Source organism: Halocatena salina (assembly GCF_023115355.1).
GTDB lineage: Archaea > Halobacteriota > Halobacteria > Halobacteriales > Haloarculaceae > Halocatena > Halocatena salina.
Genome location: NZ_CP096019.1, coordinates 2,463,256 through 2,484,470, shown reverse-complemented (window position 1 = coordinate 2,484,470; position 21,215 = coordinate 2,463,256). Strand labels below are relative to the sequence as shown.

Annotated in this window: 25 protein-coding genes; 8 read left to right on the top strand and 17 right to left on the bottom strand. The window is 61.3% G+C overall.

From position 1 onward, the window contains the following. The first annotated feature begins 48 nt into the window (after window positions 1-48). Window positions 49-549, top strand: a complete 501-nt coding sequence (locus MW046_RS12770) for a DUF8108 domain-containing protein (protein WP_247993487.1) — start codon at window positions 49-51, stop codon at window positions 547-549. A 27-nt stretch (window positions 550-576) separates the two neighbouring features. On the opposite strand, the gene MW046_RS12765 is transcribed toward MW046_RS12770, so the two are convergent. Genes MW046_RS12765 through cbiT form a run of 11 tightly spaced genes read right to left on the bottom strand, consistent with a single transcriptional unit; the run spans window position 577 to window position 9,293 of the window. Then, window positions 577-1,794 carry an outer membrane protein assembly factor BamB family protein gene (locus MW046_RS12765; RefSeq protein WP_247993486.1) on the bottom strand — a complete coding sequence of 406 codons (1,218 nt, stop codon included), beginning with the start codon at window positions 1,792-1,794 and terminating at the stop codon, window positions 577-579. Next, window positions 1,787-2,158 carry a DUF3209 family protein gene (locus tag MW046_RS12760; protein WP_247993485.1) on the bottom strand — a complete coding sequence of 124 codons (372 nt, stop codon included), beginning with the start codon at window positions 2,156-2,158 and terminating at the stop codon, window positions 1,787-1,789. Before MW046_RS12760 ends, MW046_RS12765 begins: the two co-directional genes overlap by 8 nt. After that, a complete protein-coding gene (locus tag MW046_RS12755) occupies window positions 2,155-3,387 on the bottom strand; it encodes a CbiX/SirB N-terminal domain-containing protein (RefSeq protein WP_247993484.1) in 1,233 nt (410 codons plus the stop codon). Before MW046_RS12755 ends, MW046_RS12760 begins: the two co-directional genes overlap by 4 nt. After that, window positions 3,384-4,112 carry a cobalamin biosynthesis protein gene (locus MW046_RS12750; protein ID WP_247993483.1) on the bottom strand — a complete coding sequence of 243 codons (729 nt, stop codon included), beginning with the start codon at window positions 4,110-4,112 and terminating at the stop codon, window positions 3,384-3,386. The genes MW046_RS12755 and MW046_RS12750 overlap by 4 nt, the downstream gene beginning before the upstream one ends. Further along, entirely contained in the window at window positions 4,105-4,350 is a 246-nt protein-coding gene (locus MW046_RS12745; RefSeq protein WP_247993482.1) for a ferredoxin, read from the bottom strand. Before MW046_RS12745 ends, MW046_RS12750 begins: the two co-directional genes overlap by 8 nt. After that, window positions 4,340-5,266 carry a precorrin-3B C(17)-methyltransferase gene (gene cobJ, locus MW046_RS12740; RefSeq protein ID WP_247993481.1) on the bottom strand — a complete coding sequence of 309 codons (927 nt, stop codon included), beginning with the start codon at window positions 5,264-5,266 and terminating at the stop codon, window positions 4,340-4,342. The genes MW046_RS12745 and cobJ overlap by 11 nt, the downstream gene beginning before the upstream one ends. Before the next feature lie 5 nt (window positions 5,267-5,271). Further along, complete coding sequence (locus MW046_RS12735; protein ID WP_247993480.1) at window positions 5,272-6,141, bottom strand: precorrin-3B C(17)-methyltransferase; 870 nt, start codon at window positions 6,139-6,141, stop codon at window positions 5,272-5,274. A 6-nt stretch (window positions 6,142-6,147) separates the two neighbouring features. Continuing rightward, on the bottom strand, window positions 6,148-7,119 hold the full coding sequence (gene cbiG, locus MW046_RS12730) for a cobalt-precorrin 5A hydrolase (RefSeq protein WP_247993479.1): 972 nt from the start codon (window positions 7,117-7,119) through the stop codon (window positions 6,148-6,150). A gap of 32 nt (window positions 7,120-7,151) precedes the next feature. Continuing rightward, window positions 7,152-8,009 (bottom strand): cobalt-precorrin-4/precorrin-4 C(11)-methyltransferase, encoded by an 858-nt coding sequence (locus MW046_RS12725; RefSeq protein WP_247993478.1) that lies wholly within the window; start codon window positions 8,007-8,009, stop codon window positions 7,152-7,154. After that, window positions 8,002-8,730 (bottom strand): cobalt-factor II C(20)-methyltransferase, encoded by a 729-nt coding sequence (locus tag MW046_RS12720; protein WP_247993477.1) that lies wholly within the window; start codon window positions 8,728-8,730, stop codon window positions 8,002-8,004. Before MW046_RS12720 ends, MW046_RS12725 begins: the two co-directional genes overlap by 8 nt. After that, window positions 8,727-9,293: a precorrin-6Y C5,15-methyltransferase (decarboxylating) subunit CbiT gene (gene cbiT / locus MW046_RS12715; protein WP_247993476.1), complete on the bottom strand. Its 567-nt coding sequence runs from the start codon at window positions 9,291-9,293 to the stop codon at window positions 8,727-8,729. The genes MW046_RS12720 and cbiT overlap by 4 nt, the downstream gene beginning before the upstream one ends. A 147-nt stretch (window positions 9,294-9,440) precedes the next feature. On the opposite strand from cbiT, the gene MW046_RS12710 reads away from it, so the two are divergent. From MW046_RS12710 to MW046_RS12700, 3 genes are all read left to right on the top strand, one after another. After that, window positions 9,441-10,256, top strand: a complete 816-nt coding sequence (locus MW046_RS12710; RefSeq protein ID WP_247993475.1) for a DUF7839 domain-containing protein — start codon at window positions 9,441-9,443, stop codon at window positions 10,254-10,256. Window positions 10,257-10,335: 79 nt separating this feature from the next. Continuing rightward, a complete protein-coding gene (locus MW046_RS12705; RefSeq protein WP_247993474.1) occupies window positions 10,336-11,643 on the top strand; it encodes an APC family permease in 1,308 nt (435 codons plus the stop codon). 40 nt (window positions 11,644-11,683) lie between these two features. Further along, window positions 11,684-12,697, top strand: a complete 1,014-nt coding sequence (locus MW046_RS12700; RefSeq protein WP_247993473.1) for an LLM class flavin-dependent oxidoreductase — start codon at window positions 11,684-11,686, stop codon at window positions 12,695-12,697. Window positions 12,698-12,718: 21 nt separating this feature from the next. On the opposite strand, the gene MW046_RS12695 is transcribed toward MW046_RS12700, so the two are convergent. Genes MW046_RS12695 through gatD form a run of 3 tightly spaced genes read right to left on the bottom strand, consistent with a single transcriptional unit; the run spans window position 12,719 to window position 15,303 of the window. Beyond that, window positions 12,719-13,102, bottom strand: coding sequence for a PaaI family thioesterase (locus tag MW046_RS12695; RefSeq protein WP_247993472.1), 384 nt, complete (start codon window positions 13,100-13,102; stop codon window positions 12,719-12,721). Between the two features lie 51 nt (window positions 13,103-13,153). Then, window positions 13,154-14,071: a GNAT family N-acetyltransferase gene (locus tag MW046_RS12690; RefSeq protein ID WP_247993471.1), complete on the bottom strand. Its 918-nt coding sequence runs from the start codon at window positions 14,069-14,071 to the stop codon at window positions 13,154-13,156. After that, window positions 14,062-15,303, bottom strand: a complete 1,242-nt coding sequence (gene gatD, locus MW046_RS12685) for a Glu-tRNA(Gln) amidotransferase subunit GatD (RefSeq protein ID WP_247993470.1) — start codon at window positions 15,301-15,303, stop codon at window positions 14,062-14,064. Before gatD ends, MW046_RS12690 begins: the two co-directional genes overlap by 10 nt. Window positions 15,304-15,735: 432 nt before the next feature. Here gatD and MW046_RS12680 point away from each other — a divergent pair, with 432 nt between their 5' ends. Then, entirely contained in the window at window positions 15,736-16,191 is a 456-nt protein-coding gene (locus tag MW046_RS12680; RefSeq protein ID WP_247993469.1) for a DUF8526 domain-containing protein, read from the top strand. A 5-nt stretch (window positions 16,192-16,196) separates the two neighbouring features. On the opposite strand, the gene MW046_RS12675 is transcribed toward MW046_RS12680, so the two are convergent. The 3 genes from MW046_RS12675 to MW046_RS12665 form a co-directional block, all read right to left on the bottom strand. After that, entirely contained in the window at window positions 16,197-16,880 is a 684-nt protein-coding gene (locus MW046_RS12675) for an ArsR/SmtB family transcription factor (protein WP_247993468.1), read from the bottom strand. A 79-nt stretch (window positions 16,881-16,959) separates the two neighbouring features. Continuing rightward, a complete protein-coding gene (locus tag MW046_RS12670; protein ID WP_247993467.1) occupies window positions 16,960-17,847 on the bottom strand; it encodes a RodZ family helix-turn-helix domain-containing protein in 888 nt (295 codons plus the stop codon). Between the two features lie 90 nt (window positions 17,848-17,937). After that, the gene (locus MW046_RS12665; RefSeq protein WP_247993466.1) at window positions 17,938-18,600 is read right to left on the bottom strand and encodes a DUF1405 domain-containing protein; all 663 of its coding nucleotides are present in this window, start codon (window positions 18,598-18,600) and stop codon (window positions 17,938-17,940) included. Between the two features lie 139 nt (window positions 18,601-18,739). Between MW046_RS12665 and MW046_RS12660 the strand changes: the two genes are divergently transcribed. The 3 genes from MW046_RS12660 to MW046_RS12650 are packed head-to-tail and all read left to right on the top strand — an operon-like array spanning window position 18,740 to window position 21,207. Beyond that, window positions 18,740-19,084, top strand: coding sequence for a DUF5802 family protein (locus MW046_RS12660; protein WP_247994780.1), 345 nt, complete (start codon window positions 18,740-18,742; stop codon window positions 19,082-19,084). A 60-nt stretch (window positions 19,085-19,144) separates the two neighbouring features. Beyond that, a complete protein-coding gene (locus MW046_RS12655; protein WP_247993465.1) occupies window positions 19,145-20,161 on the top strand; it encodes an N-acetyltransferase DgcN family protein in 1,017 nt (338 codons plus the stop codon). Continuing rightward, the gene (locus tag MW046_RS12650) at window positions 20,158-21,207 is read left to right on the top strand and encodes a dipeptide epimerase (RefSeq protein WP_247993464.1); all 1,050 of its coding nucleotides are present in this window, start codon (window positions 20,158-20,160) and stop codon (window positions 21,205-21,207) included. Before MW046_RS12655 ends, MW046_RS12650 begins: the two co-directional genes overlap by 4 nt. Window positions 21,208-21,215 lie beyond the last annotated feature (8 nt).

Genomic DNA, 21,215 nt, shown 5'->3' with positions numbered 1-21,215 from the left:
GTTCGTCACAAGTTACAAAGTTTCACGTTGTGAATAGCTAGTAGCAGCATGTCGAAACGGCCGTCAAACTGGGAGGCGCTCGCGGCTACTGTGTCTGATCTCCGGAGCATCGTCGCGTGGACGCTGGTGGTGTTCGGTGGAATCGTATTCAGCGGCGCGGTACAGTCACTTGGGCAGTTGGACGGGACTGCTATCAGCTTGTTTTTCGCCACTCTGTGTTTCTTTCTGACAAGTGCATTTATTCATCCCCGATTCGGTCCGCAGCTGACCAAGGAGTACGCACTTACGGAGTTCGGCAGCGTACGGAGCGTCGACCGGCGTGTTCTGTATCCGAACGAAGGCCGATCGGAACGGTGTGCCGAGTGTGATACACAAACGACGAAGGGCGTGATCCGTCGGTATCGTGAGGAGTTCGTCGTCGCTGGCGTTCCGGTGTACACCCGTTCGGAAGGAACGAACCACTACTGTCTAGATTGTGTTTCATCTGAATTCGTTCACGGCGCGACAGCACGGCCACAAACGAGCGAACCAGCGGTCGAACGGTCCTGATGGATCGAGCGGGCGAGTGGGCCACGTTCAGAGCGAGCCGACGAGCAACCGATACGCACCCCGCCGTCGACCCTCATCGTGATACACCACGGGTTCCTCGACGGCTGCAACCGTCTCCCCCTCAAGCGCGACAGCGGTGGCAATGCCCGCGGTTTGGTGGCTGGTTATCGTGCCCGTTGCCACATCGAACGCGCTCAGACCGTGGACACCGGGATCCCGCGTCCGGAACTGCTGTGCGCTCGGAACCACCACCGTGTCAGCGGCGGTGGCGAGTTCGGCCGCAAAGCCGCCGACCGACGTCGACCACTCGCGGATGCCTTCGGGCGAGACGCCGACTGCCGTCTGTTCGTCGGGGTGGAGTACGGCCGTTTCTCGGCCCTCTTCTGGATACGTGTTGCCGGTGACGAACACCGCGCCGTCGTCGGTCGCGTGAACGTGGTTCGGGTACGCGTACACCGTCTCTCCGTCGATCTCCCGCGCAGTGGCGAGATCGATCCGCCACTCCGTGCCACCGGGACCGATCCGGTATCCACGGTAGTCGGCGTGGCTCGTGACCACTGCCCCGGTATCGAGCAGCGACACGTCACCCACCCGTCGCTGGCCGTCTGCCGGCGGATCCCACCGGTACCGGATCGTACCATCTTCGGTGTCAAGTACGACTAGCCCGTGGTGGTGCTCGCCGGGACACCGGTTGTACGCCACGGCCACTCGGCCGTCTCGAACGGCCACGCTGATGGGCGAAGCGTCCGTTTCGTAGGTCCATGCGATCGTGCCATCCGCATCGAACGCGTAGACGACGCTCGAAAACGATCGTCGATCACCATCGCGCTCATACCGCCGGGCTGCGGCGTACACACGATCATCATCGACGGCGAAATCCACGACGAACGGGAGGAAAAACCGCGTTCGCTGTTTCGGTGCTCCCACGTCGGTGGCCGTCGCGTATCGCCAGCGGACGGTTCCTGAATCGAGATCGTACGCACGGATGGCACCGGCCGCTCCGCGCTCCCCGATGACTACGCTGTCCGCAAGCGATGTGATCGACACAACCGCCGCCTCGGAGTCCGGCTCGACCCGCCAGCATTCGCCGAGCGTCCGCCGGTCGGAGGCGACGACGGCACCCATAGCAGTTCCGACCACGACGTACTCGTCAGTCAGGGTGACGGCCGAGCGCCGCCCCATCTGGCGCGATCGTGCGGGGTCGATATCGCCGTCGATATCGACGGTTCGCCACGCGTCACTCATCGATCGGAAAAGCTTCGTGGAGAAGGTCGTGGGCATCACCCAATCCGTCGAGCACGTTTTCCCCATGATCAGTCATGCGAGCGACCGTCTGCTCTGCGTCTCGAACAGCCACCAGCCGCCCCCGGAGATAGCCGTAGGACGGATCGTCGGCGTCGGTGGTAGCGATCTCGCTTTCAAGATTCACGAGTGCTGAATCGAGGTGTCGTTCGATCTCCGCGAGCGTTTCAGCGGTAGCGAGCGCCCCGATTGGACCGTCCATACGGCCATCGAGTTCGCGCTCAGCGTGTTGGCGCGCGCTCTCGTCTTCGGTTCCGAGGACGTTCATCAATCCGAGTCGTAACGCTTCGATTTCATAACAGCTCATGATGTGAGGGTTTGATCGACGAGTTCCGAAACGATACGATCCCGATCGAGATGGGACGAAACGATGCGTTCGGCATCCGCTCTCTCGACGCCGCCGTACCAGATGCCGTCAGGGTAGACGGCCACCATCGGACCCTCGCCACACCGACCGAGACACGACGAGCGAGTGATGAGTGTATCACACGCCTCGGAATCGCGGGCGTGCTGGCGCAACCGTTCCAAGACGGCGGGTGCGCCGTCGGCAGCGCACGTCTGGTTCGTACAGACTGCAACGTGTTTCTCTGGAGCGTCGTGGGCGTGGGGTTGGTCATCGATGTCGTCGCGGTCAGCGTGTTCGGCCTGGTGGGTGAGCGCCCGGAGCATCGCTCTTGCACCACCAACGTCTTCGGTGTAGCCATCGAGTTCGACCTTATACTTACACGTATCACAGGACATCTGGACGCTGTCGGTGCGCGCCTCCTGCCACCGATCGCCGAGCACGTCCAACAGGCGAGAATCAGTACCCAACGGGCCACCCGCGCCGACGGTGACGTACGGATACTCCTCGTCGAAGTCGGCGGTTCGATCTCGAACACGTTGCGTGAGCACGCCGTCACCGAGCATGTACGGGAGTACGACGACGGCGTCAGGACGGTGTTTCACTGTCGCATGAAGCGCATCGGTGAGCTCTGGTTCGGTCACGCCAACGAAACAGGTCTCGACCCGATCGAACGCGCGCCCCTCATACAGGAGGCGCGCCAGCTTTTGAGCGTCGCCGTTGGCATCCGGATCGCTGGATCCCCGAGCACAGAGCACGACGGTGACGGCATCGGTGTCGCGCTCGACGCCGAGCCGACGCTCGACGGCGCTGGCCCGCTCTTCGAGCAGATCGACGATTGCTGGATGGATGCCGAGATGGCTGCCGGTGTGGATGGTCATGTCGGAATGCTTGGCGCGAGCCTGTTCGATCGCCAACGGCACGTCAGCTTTGACGTGGCTCGCTGCGAACAGAGAGAGCTGTACCACCGTGATCGTCGACACCGCAGGAGCCAGTCCCGCGATCGCCTCGGAGATCGACGGTTCCGCGAGTTCGAGAAACCCCGCATCGACCGGAATCCCGAGTCGCCGTTCCAACTCGGCAGCAAGGGTTCGAACCTGTTCGTTCGATCTCTCCCGTCGCGATCCGTGACCGATCAGCAACACGGCTTCGTCCTCGATCGCGGCCGTGGATGGGGGCGTCTCCGTCGTCATCGTTCCGAGAACGAAAGTGAGTCCACACCACCACCCATCGCGCGTTCGACGCTCCGCCGGAGCTTTCGGCGTCTATCGGCCGCGTACAGCTCCGAGTCGTCGCTTCCGGCGTACACCCATCGCGCGAACGCCGCGGGGTCGGCGTCGGATGCAAGTCCGAACCAGTAGCCACCCGAGGAACTTTCGGACAGCTCTGCGGTAGGAATCTCGGGAGCCGCGTCGCCGAGCAGCGACCGAAGCGCTTCGAGCAGCCGTGCATCGTCGTGAACGAACGAGATGCCGACCGACGCAGAGGATTCACGAAAACAGACGGTACCACAGGCTTCGAGCAGTCCCCGCACCAGCTGTTGGCGGTGGTCGTCGAAGCCATCGAACCGACGATTCTCGGGCGCATCGGTTCCGGTCACCACGCCCACGTCAGTGGCGCGCTGGGCGAACGACGGTGACACCGGTATCCGGAGTTCGTACGCCTCTTCGTAGCGAACGACGGTCGCATCGTGGGCTGATTCGTGGGCTGCGACCGTGTGTTCGGTGTGCTCCCTGGCATCAGCGCCGACGATCCCGGCCACCGCGTCGAGTGCAGTTTCGTCGCCGACGCGCACAGTTACCCGATCGGTCGTGACCGTGCCGTCGCCGGCGACCCGACCCCAGAAGTACGCCGTCTCCGGCGTCGATGTGAGATGTCGGTCCGTCAACGGCGTTCTGTCCGAATCCCGATCACGCATCGTCGATCACCGCCACGTCGATGGCGTCGACTGGACACGCACGAGCCGCAAGGCGGGCGTCCTCAAGACGGTCGTCGTTAAAGCTGATACTCATCTTACCCGCCTCATCGGCGTCTCGGGGACCGTCGATCGTCACCAGTCCGTCCGGAGCTTCCTCGAACCGATCGTCACGGACGAGACACGCGAAGATACCCTCACAGGCGGTCCGATCGATCCGAACGCAGTACTCAGTACTCATATTTGGATTCATACCCCCGCGGGGTCACCATGCGGTCGTCCCAGACGTACGTCTCCTCGTTGCCGACGATGATGGTCGTCGTCATGTCGATAAGTTCCGTTTCGCCGAGTGCTTCTAGTTCCGCCAGTTCGACGATCTCCGTTCGTTCGTCCTCGCGGCCTGCGCCGTGAACGATTCCCACGGGCGTCTCCGGATCGCGGTGTTCGGTGAGGATCTCACAGCACCGCACGAAGTTCTCTCGACGCTTGCGACTCCACGGGTTGTAGATGGCGATCGTGAACCCTTCGGCTGCGACGGCGTGAAGCCGTGACTCGATCGTTTCCATCGGCGTCAGGTGATCCGACAGCGAGATGCTGACGCTGTCGTTCACCAACGGCGCACCCACGCGCGCACCACAGGATTGGGCTGCGGGCACGCCCGGCACGACCTCGAAGTCGACCATGCTTGCGGTCGCACCTTTCGATTCGAGGATCTCTAGGGCCAGCCCCGCGAGCGCGTACACGTTCGGGTCGCCGCTCCCGATGATAGTGACATCGTTGCCTGCGAGCGCGCGATCGACCGCCTCCTCCGTGCGGGATACTTCCCCACACATCGGCGTGTCGTACAGCTCGTCGGCCGATTTCGTGATCTCTTCGGGAAGGAGATCGATGTACGTCGTATACCCGACGATGTGCTCGGCGTCCAGGAGGGTAGCGCGGGCGCGCTGGGTCATCCCCTCGGGCTGTCCGGGACCGAGTCCCACCGCGAGCAGCCGACCGGGATCGGCGTCGAACGCTTCGACGGACGATCCGACCCGCTCGTCGGTCGCCGTCCGCTTCGAGCCGCCACACGCCGATTCCGATGTTGCCTCCGATTCTGATGTCGAACCGCCACACGTTCGTTGGTCTGTGCTCGTGTCGGTGTTGTCGCTACTCATAGTTGTTAGAAGTCCTCCACGTCACGCCCGCCGCGCGGGGTGTAGAGGTGTGTTCGATGGTCGTTCTCCCAAACCGTGGTTTCATCAGTGCCGACGAGGATCGACGTTCCCATGCCCCCGACCTCCTCGTCGTGGTCGGTGGCCGCCCCAAGCGTCGTGATGGTGTGGGTCTCACCGTCGACGTTTCGACCGGCGGCACCGCGACCGGCGTCGTTGAAGATACCGACCGGAACGTGGTCGGCGCGCTCCTCTCTGAGGATCCCGATCGCGCGCTGGTAGTTGCGCCAGCAGTTGTACAGCACAATGACAAATCCGCTGATCGCAGCCGCGCGCAGCTTTTCTTCGATCTCGTCCCACCCTCGCCACTTATCAGACAAGGAAACTGTACAGAAATCGTTACTGAGCGGCGCACCGAGATTCGCTGCACCACCAAGAGCAGCCGTCACACCCGGAATTACAGTGATCGGAACGTCGTAGGCATCCTCTTCTTCGGCCATCAGATAGATGAGATCACTTTTTCCGTACACGTTCGGGTCACCACCCGACACGTGAGCGACGGTCTGACCGTCACGCACTCGCTCGAACGCTTCCCGAGCGAGTTCGACCTGCCGACCCATCGAAGAACGGACGATCGTTTGGCGCGTGCCGTCAGACCGAACGACGACCGTCCCCTCGCCCGAATCGGTCGCTGACTCTGTGGCTGGTAACGTCCCATCTTCCCGGAGAAACGCCTGATAGAGGTTCGATGCGATGACACAGTCGGCGCTCGAAATCACCTCCTGAGCGCGTTGGGTCATCGTGTCGGGGAGTCCGGGTCCGATCCCAACGACGTACAGTCGGCCGCGGTCGCTATCGGAGGATTCAACGTCAGTCATGCTTTCTCACCGTCCCACCGCAACCGTCACTGCATCGTCGAAGCGGGCTTTCTCCTTGAGGAGTTCGTGGTTGCGCCCGCCAGCGATGGCCGACGCCTCTGCGATACCGGGCCAACCGATGAGCTCTTTCGATCGGGAGGGACTCGGACCTTCGAACTCTGTGAGCGTCTCCTTCCCGAAGAGCACGATCCCAACATCGACCTCCTGGGCCGCCTCGTACAACCCGGTTTCCTCTTCTTTCCGGGTGGCGGTAGCGACGAATTCGACGTCTTCGAACCCTAGCTCCAACGTTGACAGTGCGGTCTCCCACGCGGTGAGTACCTGCTCTTTTCGGACGCCGGAAACGGTGCCGGTGCCAAGAACCACGCCGTCTTTGTTCGGTTTGAGCACCGTCACGTCGTCATCAACGAGGACGGCACGAGGACCGTCGAGTCGGGCGACCGGTCCGAGTTCGTCGTTCAGAACGGCGAGATTCGTTGCGACCGTCGAATCACCGTTAACGACGTGTGCATCCAGGGCTTTGGCCTTGCTCTCGACGCCTTGCTTGCCGGCAGCCTCGCTCGCGGTTGTCATCGCCGGCACCGCGCCTAACTGCGCGAGATCGTTGGCGACTTGATTCGCGCCGTGGTGGCCGCCCGTGAGCGGGATCGCCCACGTGAGCTGTTCGTCGACGACCACAATGGCCGGATCGTCCCACTTGTCCGCAAGCAGCGGTGCGGCCTTGCGCAACGCAATCCCCGAGGCCATCAACCCGACGAAACAGTCGTATTCGTCCCACTGTTCGGCGAACACCTCGCCGTGGTATTCGATAACGTCAACTCGATCGTAGGCGTCTTCGATCTCCGCCTCGATCGTACGGGCGGTGTCGAGCTTGCGCTCGAAGCTGATGATAGCGATCTCTTCGGCCACCTCGCCGTCCGAATCCGGCGTCGAACAGTGGCTCGATCCATTCGATTCCGTGTTATCGTTCGAACTCATACATACCCATAGTGATCGTTCTCGTCCGTGTGTCAGTCACTAGTCTCTTCTTCTGCGGTGGTGCGGTTGGCCCATTCGCCGTACAGATACGAGCGTTCGTATCCCACTTTCTGCGCTGCGTCACCGATGATGACGAGCGCAGAGGCGCGATAACCGGCCGCTTCCATCCGGTCACCGATGGTAGCGATGGTTCCCTCGATGATGTCCTCGTCGGGCCAGGATGCGTGATAGACGACTGCAACCGGCGTTTCGGGGTCGTGGCCTGCCTCGAGAAGTCGGTCCATCGTATCGCCGATCGCGTGCGTCCCGAGATAGATGCAGGTCGTCACGTCACCCATCCCGACGAACTCGCCGATGTGGTCGTCATCCGGATCGAGCGTTGTCCCCTGCGGTCGGGTGAACGCGACGTGATTCGCCACACCGTTGAGTGTGAGTTGGGTCCGGAGGCTCGCACTGGCCGCAAACGCCGCCGTCACCCCCGGCACGAGATACGTCGGAACGCCTTCGTGTTCGAGGGCATCCATCTGTTCGAGCGCCGCTCCGTAGACGGCGGGATCGCCGCTGTGGAGTCGAACGACCGATCGGCCGGCCTCGTAGGCATCAACCATTAGCGGCACGAGTTCCTCCAGATCCTTTCCGATGCTCGACACCTGTTCGGCATCTGCGCAGTAGGTGGTGAGGAGTTCGCTGTTGACCAACGACCCCGCGTGCACCACGAGATCGGCGGCTTCAACCAGCTCTTTTCCCGTGACTGTGAGCAGTCCTGGATCACCCGGTCCGGCCCCGATGAACGGAATGCCTTCCTGGCGCTCGCCAGCAGTCCGTTCGTGAATGCGGGAATCGCGCTCGGCCGTGGCGGCCGCATCGATGGCTGTTTGCGGATCACTCATCGTGGTTGCCTCCACCGAGATCGGTGGCTCGTGTGTCAGTCCCCTCGAACGCCGCAGTCGGTGGGTCGTCGTCGATCCCGCGTTTTTCGGCGTAGGCGAGTGTGTAGTAATCACGATCGGCGACGGCTTGGGGGTCGTCAGTGACGACGGTCTCACCCGATTCCATGAACAGCCGACGACCGTACACGACGTCGTAGCCGCTCTCGATGAGTCCCTCGTGGGTCGACGGTACGTCGGTGACTTTGAACAGGATCATCCGGTCGGGGCCTGTCGGAGCCACACCACCGGCTGCCTCCCGCAGCGCGAGGCTCGAACCAGCCGTGATCTCGATCCCGAGCGCCGTCGTAAACGCCGTGACGGCGCTCACACCGGGCACGATCTCGATCTCGACCGAGTGAAACGCCTCGAGCGTCCGCCGGAGATGGCCGAACGTCGAATACACGTTGGGATCACCAAGCGTTACGAACGCCGTACAGCCCTCGCGTGCACGCGGGGCGATCTCCCCGGCAGCCGCCTTCCACGCCGTTCGGAGTTCGTCCGCGTCGTGGGTCATCGGGAAAGAGAGATCCGAAATCCGCGTGTCGGGTACGTGTTCGGAAGCGACCGATCGGGAGAGTCGACCGGGCGTGTACACCACGTCGGCCCGCTGGAGTGTCTGCTTGCCGCGTACGGTCACGAGATCCGCACGCCCCGGACCCAACCCGATGCCGTACAGCGTCATCGGCCACCTCTGGTGTCCGGTTCGTCAGTCGCGCCAACCACCATGTACACCGGGTTGTCCGAGTCGAAACTCGTCGCACCGGCCAGCTCGTAGCCGTGGCTCACCTGAAACTGAACGATCTCCTCGATCAACCCTCGCTCGCGGAACGCTTGAACAGCTTCACCCGCGATCTCGAGACGGGAGACGTTCATCACGATCCGGTCGATCCCGGTTTCGACCGCGTGATCGAGCACCGACTCGTAGTTGCGGCTGCCGCCGATGAACAACGCATCCCCGTCCTCCGGTAATCCTGCCGGTGCTTGTGCTTCCCGAAGCGTAACATCACCACGTACGTCGTTTGCAGACAGGTTCTTCCGCGTCACCGCCAACCGGTCGGGCTTGCGTTCGAGTGCGGTGACTCGTCCAGCGCGGCGTGCCGCCTCGATGGTAACGGCACCAGTACACGAACCGACCTCCACGAAATGGTCGGTCGCCGCAAGATCGAGTTTGCTCAACAGCACGGCCCGAACCTCCGCCTTGGTCGGCCCCGCCTTCGCGTCGTGTGGGAGCGATACGCGCGACATCAGCATCTACAACTCACGTGGTACGTAAAACAATTTTGGTTGTAGTAATACAATCGAGTTTGGTTATAACGCCAAACATGCCCGCTGAAGTCAAATTCGACGTTGTTAAAGCAAAAATACTTGAGCTATCGGTGCTGAGAACCACTAATGCCGAAGGACGTTGTGGGGACGGATGATTCCGGCGTTCTCCAGAGCAAACGGAACGCCACCCGATATCAGATCCTGGTACAGGTCGCAGAGCACCAACCAGCAGTAAGCCAACAGGAGATCGCGGATGCGATCGGAATCACGGCGCAGGCAGTGAGTGACTATCTTCGGGATCTAATCGAACAGGGATACGTCAACAAGCAGGGACGTGGTCGGTATGAGATCACCAAAGAGGGTGTCGATTGGCTCATCACCCAGACCGACGAGTTGCGCGGATTCGTCCAGCACGTCTCGGAGGACGTCATCGGGCAGGTCGACATCGAAACAGCGCTTGCGAGGACGGAAATCAGCGAGGGTGAGACCGTGACGCTCACAATGCAGGACGGTGTGTTGCGAGCGGTGGCGGGGGATATCGGGGGTGCAACTGCGGTTGCAGTGACGGAGGCCGATCCGGAACAGGACGTTGGCGTCACGAACTTCGAGGGCGTTCTCGATTACGATCTCGGAACGGTGACGATCGTAGCGGTACCGACGGTGCAAAACGGTGGGAGCATGGCGGTGGATCCGGACGCGATCCACCCGATCGAAGACGAGCACGATCTCGTCGCCGTTGCGGGCACCGAAGCTCTCGCCACGGTCCACCGTGCCAGTATCGATCCGGACATCCGGTTTGGTACCGAAGCGGCCGTCGAGGAAGCCGCAACGAAAGGCCAGTCGGTGCTGTTGCTCGCATCGACGGACGAACTGTCGACGCATACGGACCAGCTCCGCGAGGGGAACATCGGGTACGAAGTGATGGATCTCCGCGAGGAGTGACCTACTCGTCGCACATCCATGTCGGAAGCCTCGTGTGACCACCCAACGTACAAGGCGGAACCCGACCGATAGATACGGGATGGCAGACGAGAAGGTCGGCTTTGGAGAGACGGTGTCTATGGCCATCGGAGGAATGGTCGGTGGGGGAATCTTTGCTGCGCTTGGCATCGTTGCGGCGGCCGCGGATACGCTGACGTGGCTCGCGTTCGTCGTGGCCGGAGTGATCGCCCTCTGTAGTGGGTATTCGTTCGTCCGACTGAACCGCCTGATCGACGGCCGCGGCGGTCCGATGACTTACACCAACCGGCTCACGGGACGGACGACGCTGGCGGGAATGCTCGGATGGACATCCATCATCGGATACATCGGAACGATGGCGCTGTATGCGTTCGCGTTCGGGGGCTACTTCAGCTCGCTTTTCAATCTCACTACATGGGCGGGAATCCCGATCCGATCGGTGGTCTCTTTTCTCGTCGTCGCGGCGTTCGTCGGATTGAACACGGTGGGGGCGCACACCACCGGCCGGCTCGAAGACGTGCTCGTAGGACTGAAACTTCTCGTGTTGCTCGTGTTCGGCATCGCCGGCGTCTATTACGCGGGGACCCACGGCCAGTTGACGACGGGGTTCGCTCATCTGGGGATCGGACCGGTGATCGGAGCCGGCGTCGCGTTCGTCGCTTTCGAGGGGTGGGAGCTGTTGTTCTACGATCAGGACAGCATCCGAAACCCGGAGCGAACCGTCCCCAGAGGTGTATACGTCTCGATCGTCGCTGCCACGGTGTTGTACGTGCTCGTCGGGGTCGTGACCACGAATCTCCTGTCCGCATTGATGATCAAACGCCATGCCGATACGGCGTTGGCGATCGCTGCCGAGCCGTTTTTCGGTGTGACAGGTTTCGTGGTGATTTCGCTCGCGGCGCTGTTTTCCACCGCCAGCGCGCTCAATGCCACGCTGTTCAGTGCCGCGCGACTGTCGAAAAAGATGGTGAGGGACGACTTTCTGCCAAACAGACTGTCGAGCATCGACAACAGTGAGCCGATACGCCCGTTGCTCGTTCTCGGCGCGTTCACGGCTGCGTTGACCAGCCTTGGGACGCTGAACGCGATCAGCTCCTTCGCGTCGCTCGCGTTCATCACGATCTTCGGGGCGACCAGTGCGCTAGCAGTGACACGACGCGATTCGATGATGACGACGCTCGTTCCCGCGGTCGGGATGGTGGGATCAACGTCGGCCGCCATCGCTCTTCTCTATCACCTGTACACCAGCGAGTTTCCCACGTTCGTGTTGGTGATGCTCCTCGTGATCGGCGTGGTCGCCGTCGAATTGCTCTATTTCGAGCGCGACGTGATCGAACCGGAGTTCGAACACGTCGAAAAAGAGATGTAACGCCCCCGGGTTTGATTCGTCTCGGTGTCAGATGAGTGGTATGGAGATCGGAACCGGACTGTTCACCTGTCAACGCCGATCCGACGACGACCGATCGATGAGTGAGATCTACGAGGAGATGTTGGAGCTGGGCCGCGCGATCGACGACGCCGATCTTGCGAGCGCGTGGGTATCAGAACACCACTTCGAATCAGACGGCTATCTTTCGGCGACGATGCCCGCGCTCGGAGCACTGGCCACGGTCACGGAGACCGTCGAAATCGGCTCGTGTGTCGCACTCGCGCCGTTGTACGACCCCGTTCGGCTGGCCGAGGACGCCGCTACGGTCGATCTGCTCGCCGATGGTCGGCTCACGCTCGGGTTGGCGATCGGTTCGAACCCCAGAGAATTCGAGGCGTTCGGCGTGTCGGCAGACGAGCGCGTCGACCGGCTGACCGACGCGATGCAGGTGATACGTTCGTCGTGGTCAGACGGCCCGATCGACTACGAGTCGAAGTTTCACGACGTTGCGCCTGACGTGACCGTCACGCCAAAACCGGATAGGGAGATCCCGATCATGCTGGGCGGAGGATCGAAACCTGCCGTCCGTAGGGCGGCTCGGATCGGTGACGCGTGGTGTGCGCCGTCCGCGCTCTCACTCGAACAGGTACAAACGCGGGTGGATGACATCCGAGAGGTCCGTGAGAAAGAAGACATCGATGGTGAATTCACGATCTACGTGCTCCAACACGGGTTTGTCGGCGATCCGGCCGACGACAAAGCGACGGTGTGGGAGCGGATGAAAGACGGTTATCTCTACCTCCATCGCCGGTACGCCGAGATCTTCTCGGGCGACCCCGTCTCACAGCTCCCGGCCGAACGCCGATCTAAGCTGAAAGATCGAGCCATCTACGGCACCCCCGAGCAGGTCACTGAGGAACTCGAACGGTATCGAGTGGCGCTCGGTGACGACGTCCATTTCATCCTCCGCACGTATCACCCCGGGATCGGGACCGACGTCATGCGCGCGTGTATTGAGCGCCTCGGACGGGACGTCGCCCCGCGGTTTCAGTGACGAGCGCGAGTAGCCTCCGTTTCACCCCGTCTTGTACACGCCGCGCGCGTCTGCGAGGTGTGTATCGTCGTCGGCGAACACGTCCACGTCCACCACGCCGACGTGGCTGCCACACCGGACGACGTCGGCCTCCGCGTACAAGTCGCCGGTTCCGGCGCTCAGATAGTCGATCCGCATGTCGATCGTCGGAACGGGCTGGTCGATAAGCGAGACGAGCGCAGCCCCTCCGACCGTGTCGGCGAGCGTGAACGTCACACCGCCGTGGGCCATGACTCGGTCGGCGTTCCACGACAGTTCGTCGCGCATCTCGATCCATCCTTCGGCGTGGCCGTCGGCGGCGTCGGTCACTTCAACGCCGAGCAGGTCCGCAAACGGCATCTCCTCGAAGAACGATTCGGTGTCCATACCCACCGGTTCGATGACTGATACAATAAAACTGGGTGACGGCTCCGACTCTCACCGGTCGGTCAGGTCGGCAGCGAGAACGAAATCGGGATGATCGCTGACACCAGTACGAAGCCACGCGACATCGGAGACGTGTCGGGGAGTTTCCGGAACGAGTACCCGCGTTCGATCCGCCCCGACCTCGGCAGCGTCGGCTTTGATAGCGCGGAACAACACCCGTGCAGCGTCGATATCGTCCCACGCACCGACACCGTATTCGGCAACAGTTTCGGTCTGACCTGCGTCGGTCTCAGTGCTCCGAACGCCGGTCCGGAAGGTCATAGCACAAACGCCGTCATCGAGCACCGCAACGACGGCGGTTTCTTCGGCCGCCCGTTCGAGATCCGACGGCGTGAGTTCCGAGAGCGCCCACGACTCGACGCGATCGAGTGCCAATCCAGCCAACTGTTCGCGTGCCGAGCTGTCGGTCCAGTAGCGCCATGCCGTGGCGGGGTCGTTCGAAATGTCCAGTTCCGTCTCGTGAGGGTCGGATACCGGATCCGGCTGTGCCCACCGGAACTCGGTGACGGGTTCGAACCCCACAGCCCGCGAGCCGCCCAATCCAGCGACGTTCCATGAAAACACCATGTTCCGACAGACGGTCGCCCCGCGATCGCGCGCCCACTCGAACAGCGCGGCATTAAGGTCAGTACTGATCCCTTCACCCCGGTATGAGGGGTTGACGCGCATGCCTTGGGCCCACGCTTCGTGGGACGACAGCATGACGGCCTGACAGATGCCGGCGATCTCATCGCCAGTATCGGCGACGACCGTCCGCTTTCGGTCTCCGTCGCCCTCGATCCAGCCGTGATAGATCCGAGGGAGGTAGTCCGTCCCCTCCCGGTCGGGCCACGTGTTCCGCGTAAACGCCGCGACGGCCTCGTAGTCGTCGGGTCGGGCCGGTCTGATAGCGATCTGGGTCACGTCCATGGTACCGAGCGTTCGGTCACCTCGCCCGCGATCGGAGTTCGCATCGCTTTAGGGACTGTCGATCGGTTCGCCAGCGTCCACATTAACTTCACCGTCGCCGTCCCAGGGAGGATGTTCTCCCCTTCGATCACGCCTGCATCGAGCAGATCGCGCCCTGTGTCGTACACGCGATCGCAGATCCGTCCGTCCAAACACTGGCTAGTCATCACGACCGTCGTTCCGTCCTCGATCAACGTCTCGATGCGATCGATGAGGTCCGTACGAACGTGGCCCAGCCCCGTTCCTTCGATCACGACGCCAGCTTTCCCCGAACAGACATCGAGAAACGCCTCGTCCATTCCGGGGGTGACCTTGAGGAGTTCCACGTCGGTTTCGAGTTCCGGCGCGATGTCCAGTGTCGTGTCACCTCGCGGCTCGTAGGCCCGCCGGAACGACACCGCCTCAGTGTCGTAGTCGATCACCCCCAGCGGTTCGTTGCCGACCGTCTCGAAGGCGTCGCGCCGTGACGTGTGATTCTTCCGGACGCGGGTCCCCCGGTGAAGCGCGCACGTCGTGTCGTTTTCAGTTTCGTGCATGCAGACGAGCACCTCTGCACAGTCTGATTTTGCCGCTTCGACCGCACAAACGGCGTTCATTACGTTGTCGCTCGACGGTCGATCGGCCGAGCGCTGGCTTCCTGTGAAGACGATCGGAACGGGTGTATCGAGCATGAACGAGAGCGCAGAAGCCGTATACTGCATCGTATCCGTACCGTGCATGACGACCACGCCATCCGCTCCGGCATCGATCTCCTCGTACACTGCCCACGCGAGATCCTGCCACACTCCGGGAGTCATGTTCTCGCTCAGGATGTTCGTGACAACCCGTCCCCGGTAGTTGGCCCGGCCTGCGAGATCCGGCACTGCGCGCAACACGTCCTCGGCGTCGAACTGGGCTGTGACCGCGCCAGTCCGGTAATCCACCGTGGAGGCGATCGTCCCGCCCGTCGAGATCAGAGAGATCGTCGGAAGATCGGGATCGGTTTCCACGGCCGATTCATCGCTACTCGTTCCGGTATCGATGTCGTACACGTCCGGTTCAAGCAGTTCGATACTGCTTTTCTCGCGGTCGATGCCGACGTTGTACCCACCGTCAAGTTTCACGACGACCGTCTCCTCAGTCGAGGAAGGGAGACAGACACCCTCATACACTACATCACCGCGTTCGACCCGAATGCGATCCCCAGAGTCCATGTCGGGTCTACCAACACCGCATACTTCAACCCCACCTTTTTTGCGCTCGGGTGCGCGAAGCGCACCACTCGCCCCGCTCGCGGTGAGTGGACACACTGCTCACCGTCCTACACAGCGCCGCAACCGTCCCCCAGATTCGTAGATTCGTCTAGGGGTATCCGTGCCTGGCTGGGCACTCTCCGCATCAGACACGTCCGTCATGGCGGCCGATCCGTGACATCCTCCGAAGTAACCACGGATCACGTCACTATCGTGCCGTTCGTGGACACGCAGTCGTGCGCCCTCGCCACGACAATGCGCTTGATACAGGGACCGGTAGAGATAGTGTCTGCAGTTCGAAAGTGGCTTGCTACAATGGAAGTTACACTGGCCTCCCGAGAAAACCGGTAGTCCACAAGAAGATCAATATGGCACGGTTCCCTACATGTATGTATGAGTACTGACGAACTCCTCCGCGAGCGCGAGGAGACCGCCTCCCGCTCGGAATCACAGGCCAGTTCTCGGCGCGATCGTTTCGTCTCGAAGATTACCGGCGTGTTTTCCCCGCGGTATTTCCTGCTCGCGCTGGTGGTGCTTTCGATCGGACTGTTCGTACCCTCCTTCATCCCGATCATCTCGGCCCTTCCCGGTGTGGGTCTGGTCGGTCTTTTCGGCGCTGCATTCGCGCTCGGCGGTATCGGGGACACGCGCCAGTACCTCGAAATCGGTGCTGCGGGCGCGGTCGCTGTCGGCGTGAGTGTCCTCTCTCGATACATGACGATCGCTCTTGTCGGCTCTAACGTGACGGAATTCGCTACCGTCGGCTTCGGCGTCGGGATAGTGGTGGCAGTGCTCGGCTACTACTTCGGACGAGACCTCCGTGACGGTGTGACCCGAGACATCGAGTGAACCACTCAGTCCGCGGTGAGCGTCCACGTTCCATCGTTCTGTTCGACGACGCCGTGACGAGCGAGCGACTGGAGCGCATCCTCAACGAGATCCGGGGACGCATCGACCGACCGGCTGATCTGGTCGATTCGCTCCGAACCGTTCGCAAGCGCGGACAACACCTCGGCGTAAAAACGAGCGTCGTCCCCTTCACGGGCCCCGAGCGCAGAGTCCTCGTGAATCCGGCGTGAAATACCGTCCATCACATCCGTCAGCCGACCGTGAACCCACCGTTGAGCCATCGATAGCTCGTTCGAAAGCTCTTCTAACCGTTGTAACTCACGCGTGAGTTCTGTCAATTCTCCCACATGATCCGGGGATGTGATGTCGATGGTGAGGTATCGGCAGCGCGTCATATCTAATCCGCGACTGGCCGAATACGCGCTTTTAGCACCGAACCCGTACGGAGAGACGTTCACTTCCAAGCGGAGGTTCCGAGCGATCGAAAAATACTTTCTACGCTGATCGTCGACGCGGGATTCGACCAGTCCAGCCTGCTCCAGTTTGCGAAGATGGTCGATAACCGCTTTCGGACTGACTCCGAGATATTCGCTGATCTCAGTGACGTAACACGGTTTTCGCGCTAGTAGACGGAGGATGCGCCGACGGTTCTCGTTCCCCAATAGATCGAGCAGCGCGGCGGAATCCATTAACCTGAAGTAAGTGGTTCGACCTGAAAACCGTGACGCTCTCTTCGGGTCTCCTGGATCGACCGACCCCTCGGAATGATCAACCGAGCGGAGTACCGTACGTCGGCCTCATCAACCGATTGTTCTGGAGCGGAGATCCGAGTATCGTTCCCGAGTCGTTCGTCGTCTCGGTTTTCGTCGTGTTATTGCTAGGCTCTTGTGGCGTGCCAGTCGTGTTGTTACCTGGCTCTCGTGGTGTCTCTGTCGTGTTATTGCTAGGCTCTTGTGGTGTGTCAGTCGTGTTGTCACCAGGTTCGCTAGGTGCCTCCGTCGTATTGTCGCCGGGTGCACCCGGTACCTCCGTCGTGTTGTTGCCGGGGGCGGGTGGCGTGTCCGTGGTGGTGTTGTTCGACCCGTTGTCGGTGTCAGGAGGCGTGACCGTCGTGTTGTTATCTGGAATGTTTCCTGGGGTGTGGGACGGACACTGAAGATCCGTCCCATTCGAGGCAACCACGATCTCGGAGTGGTTAGAAACGGTCACGTTACACGCCTCTTTCCGAAGTGCCGAGAGCGTGCTCGAGCTCATGTTCGATTCGTTCGCGGTTTGGCTTGTGTTCCGGACGGACTGTCGAAGCTCCGTAACGTGAGCGTTGAGTGCATCGCTGTACGCCCGGGAGAGAGTTCCGTTCTCGAGCTGTTCTTGTTGAGCGTGAACCGCCGACAGATCTTCTGAGAGCTGTTCTGAGCGCTGTTCGATCAGTGCTGCTTTCTCAGACTCGTTTTCAGCACTTTCGAATGATGCTTCCCACATTTCCCGGTCAACAGTGCTATCAGCTTCCACAGCGCTGACCTGCATGAATGACGACACCGAGTGACCCATCGGGTCGTCGTCCTCCATCTGTGCGCTGCCGTTTGTGGCCGTCCCTGGCATCACACCGACAGCAAGCATTACGGCAGTTAAGAGCACGAGTGTGAGGTGACGATCCATTTAGCTGTTCCACTTTGCCCATACATAAAAGGACAGCTGTCCGTTCGGACTGTTTATGGCCTAAACGATCCGTGATAGCCGCGGTAGAAACTATTCACCGGGTTCAAACCGTTCGAACGATCGGGCTGCGAGCGTGACTGAACAGACTGAGAGCACAACGGTTAGGAGAGGAATAATCACACCAGGGTCAGCGCGCAAAGGTGGGTATAGATCACACCGACCCAACGGCTGACCGAGCAGACACACACCGACATCGGCGAGCCAATAATCGACGAAATCATTGCATAACAGCGCGCCAAGGGCAACCACGAGTGCCCCTCGCGTCGTGGCTCCGTACTGAGGAATGAGGAACGCCTCCACGACGAACAACAGATGGGTGATGATAATGCCGAAGTACGCCCATAGATCGGGATAGTACGAGGAAAACTCGAGATTAAGCACGAGCACCGTCCAGAGACCGTACTTCACGAGCCACACGAACGCAAGCGTGTGGAGATACGCGAGCGGACGGTTCATCGGTGCGTCATCGATCCGACGACCGAGATTCGGTAACAACGTCGTTATCGACAACGCTGCGAGCAACACGGCAGTCGGTGAATCCGCATACAACGGCCATGCAAACGTCGAGACAGCGGGCATCGTCTCGACGTAGTACCGAACGCCGACGAGCACACCCACCACGTTCGCCAGCAACAGCCAGACGAGACTCGGTCCGTTGCCCAGATAATACTGTGCCCACCGCTTTGGGATCATGACCGACTTCCTTCACTCCCAGAATAAAGCGGTGTCGACTTCACCACACGTCGCCACGATCAGATCTGATTGCACGCCAATATAAATCTACTGCCAAACCCTTATTCATGTGAATAGCTAACAAACACCTGTGGAAAGAATGTTCGAACCGTTCTCACGGGCGTACTATCTCGGCCGGTTGTACATAGAGCCACACCAAGGCGACCGGCCGGTGATGCACGACGAGCAACACGAGGCAGTCAACGAGCAGCTGTACGCCACCGGTGCGGGAATCGAGCGCCTCGACAATCCACTAGTTATGAAGCTCGGGAGCCGTCACCTCGCGGTTCACGGGGACGCTGGGGTGCCGGGTCGGACGTTGGCCGTTCCCGAGCCGATGCTTCCCGAGCGGCTGGATACGCCACCGACGCTTCGGGAAGTCCTCTTGGCGAAAGCCGACCGCGCTACACAGCTCGTCGAGATGGGGGTCGCGGCTGGTATCTGACGGCTCAGTCGGCCTACCCGACGTCGGGCCAGTTAACTACGTTCACTGCAAGTGGGATGTATGCGACTCGCGTTACTGGCCCACGGTCGGTTTCCATCGGGGGCCAAAACCGCCCAAGGATTGTTACGGTACGGCGACCACGACATCGTCGCTGTCATCGATCGTGAGACAGCCGGTAGCCGGGTAAGCGACCATCTGACGGACGTACAGGACGCACCGATCGTCGACACCATCGAGGCAGTCCCGGAGATGGACGTCCTCGTCGTTGGGATCGCACCGATCGGTGGAACGTTCGACGAAACGTGGCGTTCGGACATCGCTGGTGCGCTCGCCCGCGGAAGTGACGTGTGGTCCGGCCTGCATCAGTATCTCAGAGACGACGAGGAGTTCGCACAGTTCGCAGCGACACACGACTGTCGGATCTGGGACGTTCGTCGCCCACCGGAGGATCTCACGGTGAGCGACGGCGTGGCTCGTGACATCGACGCGACGGTGGTGCTCACCGTCGGGACGGACTGTTCGGTCGGAAAGATGACCACGACGATGGAGTTGGTCGAGGCCGCCCGCGACCGGGGACTCGACGCGGGAATGGTTCCGACCGGCCAGACGGGCGTGATGCTCGACGGCGACGGCATCGTCATCGACCGCGTCGTGAGCGATTTCGCGGCAGGAGCACTGGAGCGAATGTTACTCGAGCGGGAGCATCACGACTATCTCTTCGTCGAGGGACAAGGCTCGATCGTTCATCCCGCGTATTCGGGGGTAACGAGCAGCATCCTCCACGGCACGATGGCAGATGCCCTTGTTCTCTGTCACGAGGCTGGTCGAGACGTCGTTCACGGATACGAATCGTTCTCTCTTCCTCCAGTATCAGAGATCGCCGATCTGTACCAATCGCTCTCGGGGGCACTCACCCCGTGTTCGGTCGTCGGTGGCGCGCTCAACACGGCAGCACTCAACACGGCGGACGCACGGAAAGCCCTCGAAACCTACGGAAACGCCATCGACGCACCTGCGACCGATCCCATCCGGTTCGGGATCGAAGAGGTCGTAACGGCCATCGAGGAACGACCATGACGCAGAGCGTCGATCTTGAAGCCTCCTTCGAACGCGTTTCGTTGCCCCTCGACCAGCCGTTTACCATCTCACGGGGAACGACCGAAACGACTGAGAACGTCGTCGTTCGGATCGACGACGGCGAACGAACAGGCATCGGCGCGGCAGCACCGGATCCCTACTACGGCGAAACGCCAGCCACCGTGGAATCAGTGCTGCCCGATCTGTTCGATGCCCTCGAAACGGTCGGAGATCCGCTGAACCGGACCGCGATCACGCGAGAGATGGACGACCGCGTTAGGGGCAACGCCGCAGCGAAAGCTGCGGTTTCCATCGCGGTTCACGATCTCGTCGGGAAACGACTCGATCTCCCGTTGTATCGGCTTTTCGGTCTCGATCCATCTCGGTCGATCACCTCCTCGTTCACTGTCGGTCTCGACGATCCACAGACGATGGCCGACAACGCGCGCGATGCCGTCGATGAGGGCTACACGGTGCTGAAAATGAAACTGGGTTCCGACCGTGATCCTGAAATCGTCGAGGCCGTCCGTACCGCTGCCCCCGAGGCACGGATCCGCGTCGACGCCAACGAGGGATGGACGCCCCGAGAAGCGGTCGAAATGAGCAAAACGCTCGCCAAACACGACGTCGAATTCCTCGAACAGCCAGTTGCTGCCACTGACAGCGAGGGCCTCCGGTTCGTCTACGAACACGCTCGCCTCCCGATCGCCGTCGACGAGTCGTGTGTGGTACCATCTGACGTGCCGAACGTGGCCGACCGCTCCGACGTCGTCGTGGTCAAACTCATGAAGTGCGGCGGGCCACTCCAAGCGCTCCGGCTGATACATGCCGCCCGCGCGCACGACCTTGAGGTCATGCTCGGCTGTATGGTCGAGACGAACGCCGTCATCGCCAGCGCGTGCCACCTCACGCCGCTGGTCGACTACGCCGACCTGGATGGATCACTCCTCCTCGCAGAGGACCCCTACGACGGAATTCGGATGTCGGAGGGAACCATCGATCTGTCGACGGTCGACCGACCCGGAACTGGCGTGGAGCCGATATGAAGATAAAC

Excerpts from the sequence above, each read along its gene's own strand:
- MW046_RS12770 (WP_247993487.1), top strand. The coding sequence starts at position 49 with ATGTCGAAACGGCCGTCAAACTGGGAGGCGCTCGCGGCTACTGTGTCT.
- MW046_RS12765 (WP_247993486.1), bottom strand. The coding sequence starts at position 1,794 with ATGAGTGACGCGTGGCGAACCGTCGATATCGACGGCGATATCGACCCC.
- MW046_RS12760 (WP_247993485.1), bottom strand. The coding sequence starts at position 2,158 with ATGAGCTGTTATGAAATCGAAGCGTTACGACTCGGATTGATGAACGTC.
- MW046_RS12755 (WP_247993484.1), bottom strand. The coding sequence starts at position 3,387 with ATGACGACGGAGACGCCCCCATCCACGGCCGCGATCGAGGACGAAGCC.
- MW046_RS12750 (WP_247993483.1), bottom strand. The coding sequence starts at position 4,112 with ATGCGTGATCGGGATTCGGACAGAACGCCGTTGACGGACCGACATCTC.
- MW046_RS12745 (WP_247993482.1), bottom strand. The coding sequence starts at position 4,350 with ATGAGTACTGAGTACTGCGTTCGGATCGATCGGACCGCCTGTGAGGGT.
- cobJ (WP_247993481.1), bottom strand. The coding sequence starts at position 5,266 with ATGAGTAGCGACAACACCGACACGAGCACAGACCAACGAACGTGTGGC.
- MW046_RS12735 (WP_247993480.1), bottom strand. The coding sequence starts at position 6,141 with ATGACTGACGTTGAATCCTCCGATAGCGACCGCGGCCGACTGTACGTC.
- cbiG (WP_247993479.1), bottom strand. The coding sequence starts at position 7,119 with ATGAGTTCGAACGATAACACGGAATCGAATGGATCGAGCCACTGTTCG.
- MW046_RS12725 (WP_247993478.1), bottom strand. The coding sequence starts at position 8,009 with ATGAGTGATCCGCAAACAGCCATCGATGCGGCCGCCACGGCCGAGCGC.
- MW046_RS12720 (WP_247993477.1), bottom strand. The coding sequence starts at position 8,730 with ATGACGCTGTACGGCATCGGGTTGGGTCCGGGGCGTGCGGATCTCGTG.
- cbiT (WP_247993476.1), bottom strand. The coding sequence starts at position 9,293 with ATGTCGCGCGTATCGCTCCCACACGACGCGAAGGCGGGGCCGACCAAG.
- MW046_RS12710 (WP_247993475.1), top strand. The coding sequence starts at position 9,441 with ATGCCGAAGGACGTTGTGGGGACGGATGATTCCGGCGTTCTCCAGAGC.
- MW046_RS12705 (WP_247993474.1), top strand. The coding sequence starts at position 10,336 with ATGGCAGACGAGAAGGTCGGCTTTGGAGAGACGGTGTCTATGGCCATC.
- MW046_RS12700 (WP_247993473.1), top strand. The coding sequence starts at position 11,684 with ATGGAGATCGGAACCGGACTGTTCACCTGTCAACGCCGATCCGACGAC.
- MW046_RS12695 (WP_247993472.1), bottom strand. The coding sequence starts at position 13,102 with ATGGACACCGAATCGTTCTTCGAGGAGATGCCGTTTGCGGACCTGCTC.
- MW046_RS12690 (WP_247993471.1), bottom strand. The coding sequence starts at position 14,071 with ATGGACGTGACCCAGATCGCTATCAGACCGGCCCGACCCGACGACTAC.
- gatD (WP_247993470.1), bottom strand. The coding sequence starts at position 15,303 with ATGGACTCTGGGGATCGCATTCGGGTCGAACGCGGTGATGTAGTGTAT.
- MW046_RS12680 (WP_247993469.1), top strand. The coding sequence starts at position 15,736 with ATGAGTACTGACGAACTCCTCCGCGAGCGCGAGGAGACCGCCTCCCGC.
- MW046_RS12675 (WP_247993468.1), bottom strand. The coding sequence starts at position 16,880 with ATGGATTCCGCCGCGCTGCTCGATCTATTGGGGAACGAGAACCGTCGG.
- MW046_RS12670 (WP_247993467.1), bottom strand. The coding sequence starts at position 17,847 with ATGGATCGTCACCTCACACTCGTGCTCTTAACTGCCGTAATGCTTGCT.
- MW046_RS12665 (WP_247993466.1), bottom strand. The coding sequence starts at position 18,600 with ATGATCCCAAAGCGGTGGGCACAGTATTATCTGGGCAACGGACCGAGT.
- MW046_RS12660 (WP_247994780.1), top strand. The coding sequence starts at position 18,740 with ATGTTCGAACCGTTCTCACGGGCGTACTATCTCGGCCGGTTGTACATA.
- MW046_RS12655 (WP_247993465.1), top strand. The coding sequence starts at position 19,145 with ATGCGACTCGCGTTACTGGCCCACGGTCGGTTTCCATCGGGGGCCAAA.
- MW046_RS12650 (WP_247993464.1), top strand. The coding sequence starts at position 20,158 with ATGACGCAGAGCGTCGATCTTGAAGCCTCCTTCGAACGCGTTTCGTTG.